This is a genomic window from Pseudomonas kitaguniensis, assembly GCF_009296165.1.
In the GTDB taxonomy this organism is placed as follows: Bacteria; Pseudomonadota; Gammaproteobacteria; order Pseudomonadales; family Pseudomonadaceae; genus Aquipseudomonas; species Aquipseudomonas kitaguniensis.
Window position 1 is genome coordinate 131360 of record NZ_VUAZ01000052.1, and the last position, 9514, is coordinate 140873.

Below are 9514 nucleotides of genomic sequence, written 5' to 3' on the forward strand. Positions count from 1 at the left end.
GATGTAGCAATACCTGACCGCCTTGATTGGCAGTCACGGGGTTACCCGCATGGGATTGTTCAGAAGCGCGCTTTAGGCGTCGCGGTTGGGATCGGATGAGTGCCATTGAGCGGCATGAAGCGGCCTCGATCCACATCGTATGCTTTGATTTTGCTGGTTGCGATGTCGTACATCCAACCATGGACAAACAACTGCCCCATGGCCATGCGCGATGCCACCGAGGGGTGTGTTCTCAAGTGCTGCAACTGCGCGATTACATTTTCATCACTGAGCTTTTGCATGATTTCGCTTTCACTGCCACAGGCGCAGTTATCCTGAACCATGGCTTTCGCAACGGCGACGTGGCGCAACCAGGTTTCGACCTTGGGCATGTTTTTCAGGCTTTGCGGATTCAGCACAGCACGCATCGCACCGCAGTCCGAATGCCCGCAGATGATGATGTGCTGAATGCCCAATGCGAGAACCGCATATTCAATAGCCGTTGAAACGCCGCCATTCAGTTGGCCGTAAGTCGGTACCACATTACCCACATTACGCGTGACAAAAAGATCGCCGGGCGCGCTCTGCGTAATCAACTCCGGAGCGATCCGCGAATCGGCACAGGCGATGAACATCGCTTTGGGCCGCTGCCCGGTGGCAAGTTTTTTATAAAGTTGTTTTTGTTGAGGGAAAATCTCGTGATGAAAGTGCAGGAAACCTTTAACGATTTCCTGCAGTGCTGCATCGGCAGACTCTATTTCCGGGTGGCCTGAATACGACGTTGCCGAGGGTGTCTGGTAACTGGCACTCATAAATCGCTCCCTAATGGAGTAAGCATGCATTTCTGTTTTATCGGGTACCGCGTGAAAGTTTCCTGCCTGCCCAACCGATTAAGTGAGCGACGTTAAAAGAGCGGTAGGCAAGTCAGATAAGGATAAGTGTCGGAATCGGGCCGCATCCGAAAACATCAACCCTGTCCATTATTCAGCCGACGCAGAGAGCGACGCTCTAATAAAGTCAACGTCTCAACCTCCTGTACAGGCGTCCCCCATGATTTTGTATTCCACCGTATGAAGCGTGCCGCTCTTGTCTTCGTAGGTCATGCGCGCCGGGGCTACACCGCAATTTCTATCGGCACGGGTCATCACAATGACCTTATGAACATCCAGCTTCATCCCATATTTATAGTGAACGACACGCGGCGCGGGTTTGCCGTCGTCTAACGCATACTGTTCAACTTGCTGCTGGTTGCTGCGCATCATGTCACCGTAGATGGGGTCATGGTTGCTATTCGCAACACTGAGCGCCGGCGCTAAAAACACACAGGCACACATTACTTTCAAGCCTTTCATGATTATCTTCCACAGATTAAAAGTTCCAGACAAAACTAACACTTAGTGAAAATTTTAAACCCGTCATCTCATATCAAAATATGTCAATAACATTGACAGCAATTATAGCAGTGGGCATAGTTCGCCCCTCCCGCATTTAACGGGCCGAAAAAATGCAATCCAATCGACCAATAGCTTTATTGGTCATTAGCGCGGCGAATACTTACAGCCACGCGCAGCTAATTAATTTTCGCGCGAGCGCGCTTTTTTACCTAGGCCGATCATCCTGAAGTTAGTGCGAAAAATCCCACAAATAACCAAGCGATTGTTTTTGAGACAAGTCTTAAAGACTCACACTGGGTAATCACCGAAGATGGCCTTGCCTCAGGGATGAGGCGTCCCAGTTTTGGTGCTACGCGACGCGTTGGATGTCTCAGCGGCAAGCGCGTAAAACCTCACCGCGCATTGCGCGGTTTTTTTTTTGCCTGCTGTTGCGCACTCATCATTCATCGGCAGTCATGGTCGGGATTAGTGGCGTAGGGCAATGGAACGAACAAGCGCGAGTGATGACAGATTCATGTGCGTCGATAATCTGTTGTGCCAGGGCAACTCTTCGCTTGGCCAGCGCGGAAAGCGCGTCAATGCAGGGGTCGCGACGGTCAACATTGGATAGCAAGTCAGCTTGAGCCAGCGGCGCGAACGCCGCATGGGTTTGCTCTGCAGTTAACGTGACGGACAGGTTTTGCCCCAGCAACCCGGCAAACAGCAGCCGAGCCTCAACCAATGCCGGGTTCCCAGAATAACCAAAGTTGCTCGATGTAAGCGGCACCGGCAAATAACGCCGGGCCTGTGCTGCGTGCCGGGTTAACCGATGTATTGGTGACAGGAATGGAGATCAAGTGAATCAATGTCAAACCAATGGCTAATGGTGCGAACCCAGCCGCTGCGCCAGGCGCGGTCACGCGCATGATAATGAACACAAAGAAGAACGTGGTAATCAGCTCTACCGCCATTGAGGCTGACAAACTGAAGTTGCCCGGGCTGAGCTCACCGTAGCCGTTAGCTGCAAAACCTGCGACCTCGAACCCCGGTTTGCCACTGGCGATAAGGTACAACGCGGTTGCGGCTGCAATAGCACCCAGTACCTGCGCAATGATGTAGGGCATGACATCCTTGGACGCCACGCGCTGACCGACCCACAGGCCGATGGTAATGGCGGGGTTGAAATGACCACCGGAAATCGACCCGACGGCGTAGGCCATTGTCAGCACGCTCAAACCGAACGCCAGCGCAACGCCTGCGAACCCGATGCCTAACTCAGGAAATGCCGCCGCGAGAATGGCGCTGCCGCAGCCGCCAAATGTTAGCCAGAATGTGCCCAGGTATTCTACGAGTAATCTTTTTTCCACGACCCTATCCTTATTAAGGCGCGTCAATGCGCCACCTACAGTTTATAGGTGTACTTTCAGAGGCATTGACCCTATGACTGAGCATAATAAAAAGATCGGCTCAGACCGCTCCATAAGACCTGTCTTGTTTTGCGCTATTCAACGCGCAGAACTATGTGTTTTTTTATAAAAGCAAGACAATGCTCATGGTCTGTACCGTGCGGCGTGCGTAGCCTCAATGTCCCACAGTGACGCTTAATGATAAGGCAATGAAAAAGTATCTATTCGTATTATGCCTGGGCGCCTTGCTCGCCGGCGGCTGTTCATTTGCAAACAGTGAAGAACGAAAAAAAACGTCTCACGCTGCCATGAATATAAAGAAGCCCAGCCTCAACCGATTAAAACCTGCCGATCATATTGTCGGTCGCGCGCATGAACTGATTGGTACCCGTTACCGCTGGGGCGGAAATACGGTCAGCGGTGGGTTTGATTGCAGCGGTTTAATGGTTTACCTGTTTCGCAGTGAGGCAGGAATAACCCTGCCAAGATCGGCCGCCAGCATGTTTACGGGTGAAGGTAAGAAAATAGCGCGTCACCAATTGAAGCGCGGCGATGCGATTTTCTTCAAAACACTTGGCCACCGTCGTGGGATCAATCATGTCGGCGTCTATATAGGCAACGGGCGATTTATCCATGCACCTCGCAGCGGTAAGACGACGCGCATCGATTCGTTAAACAATACTTACTGGAACAAGCACTACGTCGCTGGCAAGCGCTTGCATTAACACGTCCTGGGGCACTTTAAATCATGGAGCAACCTGTAGGGGTATCCCTGGAGCACCTCTGCATGAGAAGAAGTTCCTTGACTTAATCGTGCCAAGCAAGGCTTGTGTGGCGACATTATAAGACGCCACATTACTGTCAGGAGTTAAATCAATGCACCTATTCAACCCCTCCACGTTATTGGCCGGCCTATTGGTCGGCCTGGTGAGCGCCGCGCATGCACAACCCGCCAGTACACTTGAGGAACAGGCTTACAACCGTGCTGCGGCGGTAGAGAATAAGTTGATTGAATGGCGCCGCGATATTCACCAGCACCCGGAACTGGGCGAACAGGAAACCCGCACTGCCAAGTTGGTGGCAGACCACTTGCTTGCGCTCGGCCTTGAAGTACACACCGGCATTGCACGAACGGGCGTGATCGGGATTCTTGTGGGTGGCAAGCCAGGGCCGACTGTCGCACTGCGCGCCGATATGGACGCCCTGCCCGTCAAGGAGGCAGAGGGCCTGCCGTTCGCTTCCAGGGCTCGCGGTCTCTACTACGGCCAGGAAGTCGACGTGATGCACGCCTGTGGCCACGACACTCACACAGCGATGCTGATGGCCACAGCCGAAGTGCTGGCGGGGATGCGCGAGCATCTGCCGGGCAAGGTGATGTTCATCTTTCAGCCTGCGGAAGAGGGTTCGAGCCTGGTCAAGCCGAGCGAGAAAAAAGCCTGGGGCGCTGAGCGGATGCTGCAAGAGGGCATTTTTGCGAAGTTGAAACCCGATGCGATCTTCGCCGTGCACGTCATGCCTGGAAAATCCGGTGAACTCAGCTGGCGCAGCGGGGCAACCACCGCCAGCAGCGATGACCTGCGGATCACCGTCACCGGCAAGCAAGGACATGGCGGCATGCCTTGGAACGCCGTCGACCCTGTCGTGACGGCCGCCCAAGTGATCACTGGACTGCAGACCGTGGTGAGCCGTCGAGCCAATCTGCCGCAATCGCCGGCGGTGGTAACGGTAGGGATGATCCAGGGTGGCAGCGCGCCCAACATTATCCCGGAGCAAGTGCACATGTCCGGCACCATCCGTACCTACGATGAGAAAGTACGGGCACAGGTGGGACGCGACATAAAAATCACCGCTGAGAAAATCGCTGAAAGCGCACAGGCCAAGGCTGAGGTGTCGGTTATTCCCGTGTACGGCGCCACCATGAATGACGAGAAGCTCGCGGCACAGATGGCTCCCGTACTTGCCCGAGCTGCCGCAGGAAAGGTCGCTACAAAGCCGCTGGTGGGTGCCGCAGAAGACTTTTCGTTTTTCGCGCAACAGGTGCCCGGGCTTTACTTCTTCTTGGGCGTAACGCCTGAAGGACAAGATCCGGACTCGGCCGCACCTAACCACAATCCGAGATTTTTTGTGGATGAAGCAGCGTTGGTGGTAGGAACAAGGGCTCTGTCGGGGGTGACGATCCAGTTTCTGGAAGCTGGAAACGAAGAGTGACACTCTCTGGGTTTTGAAAGTGCTATTCCAGCCGATACTGGCCGGCCTGCTTACCACCCTGCGATCCTGCTGAAGATGAAGCGGCGAATGGAAGAAATTGAATCGAGCATCAACCGTTACTTGACGGCACTCGATGCTGCCGATCGGCAAGAACCAACTGCCTCAGAGCCCAGCGCCGTGCGGCTGGAAGAGAAAATCGCCAAAGCGGATGGTCGATTCAACAAAGATGCTTGCGTTTATGACGCGACGAAAAACGAATACATCTGTCCGGCGGGAGAGGCGCTGCCCTGGCGCTTCTCCAGTATTGAGAAAGGCATGAATATGCACTGTTATTGGGCTCCAGGAGGGTTCAGAAGGTATTGTGAATCCTACTTGACTTACTAATGGTTTTTACCCCTCAGACCAACCGGTTAAAAAACAACGCCCGCTCCTCAGGAGTGGGCGTTTTTCGTCATAACCCAGTAGAAATCCCCTACATAGCTATGCGTAACGGCTGGCGCACTTTGCCTTCCGGCGCCCGGAACCCAAATGTAGACTCGTTAGCCAGTGCGCTAACTATGTACCACCACGGCATCACGGGTTACCTCGACACGCTGGGTAAGTGCAGCTGCATAACAACAAGGACGTTGTAGGCCACGTACATCACGTTGGCTTAATTTATTGAGAGGGCAATGCCGTGCCGGAAGATCTGCTGCTTAATCCTGTACCCGGGCTGGATCGGCTAAGGACACTGCGCAACGCGTTAGTCGCGTTGAAAGGGCCGCTGGCCAACGACCCTGCGCTGCAGGCAAACCTGCAAAGGCACTTGTTCAACGAAGCCACGGATACACGGGTGCTCGGTCAGCTCAGTACTGCACCGACGCAGAAGATGTGCCTGATACCTTTGGACGAGGGTATTTAACTGCATTATTTTTGCCTTTAACCTTCATTAATAGTCAGTGGCACCTTTGCCTCACGGTCGTCACACTGCGCAGTGTTCCTGCCCCCAAATAGTGTTCCTGCCCCAAAAGTTGTGACGTTCAAAAGGCTTTTCCGGGCAACCAGACAAGCCTTTTTTTTTGCCTGCTATTTATGGATACCGTCAATGCTTGCTCGCTGGTTACCCGCTGCAATCAATACCCGCCCCGCCGAATGGAGCCGCGCCGCCATCGGCATGGCCTTGGGTACGATGTTCAGTGTCTGGGTGTGCGCCCAAGTGTTTGGCATGCCAGTCGCCCTGCACCTGCTCGGCCCGCTCGGGGCTTCTGCGGTGCTGCTGTTTGCCGTGTCATCCGGCGCGCTGGCACAACCTTGGTCGATCATCGGCAGCTACGTGTGTGCAGGCGTTGTCGCGCTGCTGGTGGCGCGGGTGCTTGGCCGCACGTTGGGCAGTGCCTGCCTGGCAGCCGGCATGTGCGTTGTATTGATCTGCTGGCTGCGTTGCCTGCACCCGCCTGCCGGTGGGCTGGCGATGACCCTGGTGCTCGCCGACCCAAGCTCCATCGCCCTTGGCTGGCAGGAACTCGCCGCGGTAATGCTCGGTGCCACAGCCCTGCTGGCGTGTGCGCTGGCGTATAACAACGCGACACGGACGCGTTATCCGAAAGCGCTTGCCGAGCCGCCATCGGCCCTTGCGCGCGGCGAGCCGTCTATCACGGCCGCTGACTTGCAGTTGGCCCTGGCCGAAATGGAGCAGTTTTACGACGTGCAACCGACAGACCTTGAGCAACTGATCCGCGCGGCGGAAACCCACGCGCGTCGCCGTAGCATCGGCCACGTACTGGCCCGCCGCGTGACGTGAGCGCCTCTGCATAAATGCAACAACGACCTGCAGGATTCCGGGTTGTACTGGGTAAATTTGCACTGGTACGATCACACGGTGGTGTGTCCGTGAACGTCTTGAGAAAAAACAATAAAAGCAGGGAGTTAGAGATGACTGCTCAGGTATTACCCGAAGCAAGCTGCCGCGAAATCATTCAGGCTGAAGTACTCGCCGAGGTACGCAACCATATTGGCCACCTCACCCTCAACCGCCCCGCCGGTTTGAATGCGCTTAACCTGGGCATGGTCCGCAGCCTGACAGCGCAGCTACAGGCGTGGGCGGATGACCCGCAGGTTTACGCCGTGGTGCTGCGTGGCGCCGGCGAAAAAGCCTTCTGCGCCGGTGGCGATATACGCTCCTTGTACGACAGCTTCAAGCAAGGCGACACCCTGCACAGCGATTTTTTTTGTTGAGGAATACGCCCTCGACCTGGCCGTTCATCATTACTGCAAGCCGGTACTGGCGCTGATGGACGGGTTTGTCCTCGGCGGTGGCATGGGCCTGGTACAAGGCGCGGACCTGCGCGTGGTGACCGAGCGCAGCCGCCTGGCAATGCCGGAAGTGGCGATTGGTTATTTCCCGGACGTCGGCGCCAGCTATTTCCTGCCGCGCATTCCCGGCGAGCTGGGGGTGTACCTCGGCGTGAGCGGCGTGCAGATTCGCGCAGCCGACGCGCTGTATTGCCGGTTGGCCGACTGGTACGTCGACAGCGCCAGGCTTGCTGACCTGGACCACCAGCTCGATCAACTGCAATGGCGACACGCTCCGCTCAAGGACCTGCAAGGCGTACTCGCTAAATTGGCCGTACAACAATTGCCCGACGCGCCATTGGCGGCCTTGCGCCCCGCCATCGACCATTTTTTTGGCTTGCCCGACGTGGCCAGCATCGTCGAGCAATTGCAGCAAGTCACCGTTGCCGACAGCCACGAATGGGCGCTGGCCACCGCGCAACTGATGCAGACCCGCTCGCCGCTGGCGATGGCCGTGACCCTCGAAATGCTCCGCCGTGGGCGCCGCCTGCCGCTGGAGCAGTGCTTTGCGCTTGAATTGCACGTGGATCGCCAATGGTTCGAACGCGGTGACCTGATCGAAGGGGTTCGCGCGTTGATCATCGACAAAGACAAAACCCCTCGGTGGAACCCGCCCACGCTGCACGGGGTAAACGCAGCGCTTGTGCAAAGCTTCTTCAACGACTTCAAGCAGATTGGTAACTAAGCCATGCAAGACATTGAATACACGGAAGAACAGGTGATGATTCGTGACATGGCGCGCGACTTCGCCCGTGGCGAAATCGCCCCGCATGCGCAAGCCTGGGAAAAAGCTGGCTGGATCGATGACGCGCTGGTCGCAAAGATGGGCGAACTCGGCCTGTTAGGCATGGTAGTGCCCGAAGAATGGGGCGGCACCTATGTCGATTACGTGGCGTACGCGCTGGCGGTAGAAGAGATTTCCGCCGGTGATGGCGCCACTGGCGCACTGATGAGTATCCATAATTCAGTCGGTTGCGGGCCAATTCTCAACTACGGCACACACGCCCAGAAACAAGCCTGGCTGCCTGACCTTGCGAGTGGCCAGGTCATCGGCTGCTTCTGCCTGACCGAGCCGCAGGCCGGTTCCGAAGCGCACAACTTGCGCACCCGCGCCGAACTGCGCGATGGCCAGTGGGTGATCAACGGCGCCAAACAGTTTGTCAGCAACGGCAAGCGCGCCAAGCTCGCCATCGTGTTCGCGGTGACCGACCCGGCACTCGGCAAAAAAGGCCTCTCGGCGTTCCTGGTGCCCACCGATACACCGGGGTTTGTGGTCGACCGCACCGAACACAAGATGGGCATTCGTGCGTCCGACACCTGCGCGGTAACCCTCAACCAGTGCACGGTGCCGGAGGCCAACTTGCTTGGCGAGCGCGGTAAAGGCCTGGCCATCGCCCTGTCCAACCTGGAAGGCGGGCGCATCGGCATTGCGGCCCAGGCGCTAGGCATCGCGCGTGCCGCGTTTGAGTCGGCGCTGGCCTATGCGCGTGATCGTGTGCAGTTCGACAAAGCGATCATTGAGCATCAGAGCATTGCCAATATGCTCGCTGACATGCAAACCCGCCTGAATGCGGCACGCCTGCTGATCCTGCACGCGGCGCGCCTGCGCACGGCCGGCAGGCCGTGTTTGTCCGAGGCATCGCAGGCCAAGCTGTTCGCGTCGGAAATGGCTGAAAAGGTCTGCTCGTCAGCCATGCAGATTCACGGCGGCTATGGGTACCTGGAGGATTACCCGGTGGAGCGTTACTACCGCGATGCGCGGATTACGCAGATTTACGAGGGGACCAGCGAGATTCAGCGGATGGTGATCGCCCGAGAGCTGAAGAACTATCAGCTTTAGGTAGCGATCCGCTGTGGAATGCATTCCCCTGTTATGGCTGGGTTTTTGGAGTGGTTGAAGCAGATCAAAAGCGCTTTTTGTGGAAGCGGGCTTGCTCGCGATTGCGGTGTGTCAGTTGAAAAATAATTTATCTGACACACCGCTATCGGGAGCAAGCCCCCTCCCACAGAAAGCAAAAAAGCAGATCTACTGTGTATGCAAAACCCGCCCTTGATCTGCTTCAACCACTCTTGATCCAGCCACTCAAACGCTCAGTCACACCCCCTGAGTTCGCGCCACATATGAACCTTGTCGAAATACTCAACCCCACCCGCACCGCCAACGGCTCCAGGCCGTACTGGATAAACCCGCAGCGCTGATACAAGGCAAAAGCTGCG

Annotated in this window: 9 protein-coding genes and 3 pseudogenes; 7 read left to right on the top strand and 5 right to left on the bottom strand. The window is 56.3% G+C overall.

Features of this window, described 5'->3' with window-relative positions; genetic code table 11:
* Positions 1-59 precede the first annotated feature (59 nt).
* From F0169_RS10085 to aqpZ, 4 genes are all read right to left on the bottom strand, one after another.
* Positions 60-791 carry a carbonic anhydrase gene (locus tag F0169_RS10085; protein WP_152746410.1) on the bottom strand — a complete coding sequence of 244 codons (732 nt, stop codon included), beginning with the start codon at positions 789-791 and terminating at the stop codon, positions 60-62.
* 213 nt (positions 792-1004) lie between these two features.
* A complete protein-coding gene (locus F0169_RS10090; protein ID WP_152746411.1) occupies positions 1005-1331 on the bottom strand; it encodes a DUF2790 domain-containing protein in 327 nt (108 codons plus the stop codon).
* Between the two features lie 481 nt (positions 1332-1812).
* A complete protein-coding gene (locus tag F0169_RS10095; protein WP_152746412.1) occupies positions 1813-2094 on the bottom strand; it encodes a hypothetical protein in 282 nt (93 codons plus the stop codon).
* Positions 2087-2719, bottom strand: coding sequence for an aquaporin Z (aqpZ, locus tag F0169_RS10100; protein ID WP_172979397.1), 633 nt, complete (start codon positions 2717-2719; stop codon positions 2087-2089). Before aqpZ ends, F0169_RS10095 begins: the two co-directional genes overlap by 8 nt.
* A 248-nt stretch (positions 2720-2967) precedes the next feature.
* Here aqpZ and F0169_RS10105 point away from each other — a divergent pair, with 248 nt between their 5' ends.
* From F0169_RS10105 to F0169_RS10135, 7 genes and pseudogenes are all read left to right on the top strand, one after another.
* Positions 2968-3483: a C40 family peptidase gene (locus tag F0169_RS10105; RefSeq protein ID WP_241679094.1), complete on the top strand. Its 516-nt coding sequence runs from the start codon at positions 2968-2970 to the stop codon at positions 3481-3483.
* A 151-nt stretch (positions 3484-3634) separates the two neighbouring features.
* Entirely contained in the window at positions 3635-4966 is a 1332-nt protein-coding gene (locus F0169_RS10110) for an amidohydrolase (protein ID WP_152746414.1), read from the top strand.
* A gap of 72 nt (positions 4967-5038) precedes the next feature.
* A pseudogene (locus F0169_RS10115) lies at positions 5039-5305 on the top strand (hypothetical protein); the annotation flags it as partial.
* A 337-nt stretch (positions 5306-5642) separates the two neighbouring features.
* Complete coding sequence (locus tag F0169_RS10120) at positions 5643-5867, top strand: type VI secretion system contractile sheath small subunit (protein WP_341869094.1); 225 nt, start codon at positions 5643-5645, stop codon at positions 5865-5867.
* A gap of 183 nt (positions 5868-6050) precedes the next feature.
* Positions 6051-6746, top strand: coding sequence for an HPP family protein (locus tag F0169_RS10125; RefSeq protein WP_152746415.1), 696 nt, complete (start codon positions 6051-6053; stop codon positions 6744-6746).
* Positions 6747-6877: 131 nt separating this feature from the next.
* Positions 6878-7982 (top strand): annotated as a pseudogene (locus tag F0169_RS10130) (enoyl-CoA hydratase/isomerase family protein).
* Between the two features lie 3 nt (positions 7983-7985).
* Positions 7986-9137: an acyl-CoA dehydrogenase family protein gene (locus F0169_RS10135; RefSeq protein ID WP_152746416.1), complete on the top strand. Its 1152-nt coding sequence runs from the start codon at positions 7986-7988 to the stop codon at positions 9135-9137.
* Between the two features lie 251 nt (positions 9138-9388).
* On the opposite strand, the pseudogene F0169_RS27840 reads toward F0169_RS10135, so the two are convergent.
* Positions 9389-9514: pseudogene (locus F0169_RS27840) on the bottom strand (GNAT family N-acetyltransferase); the annotation flags it as partial.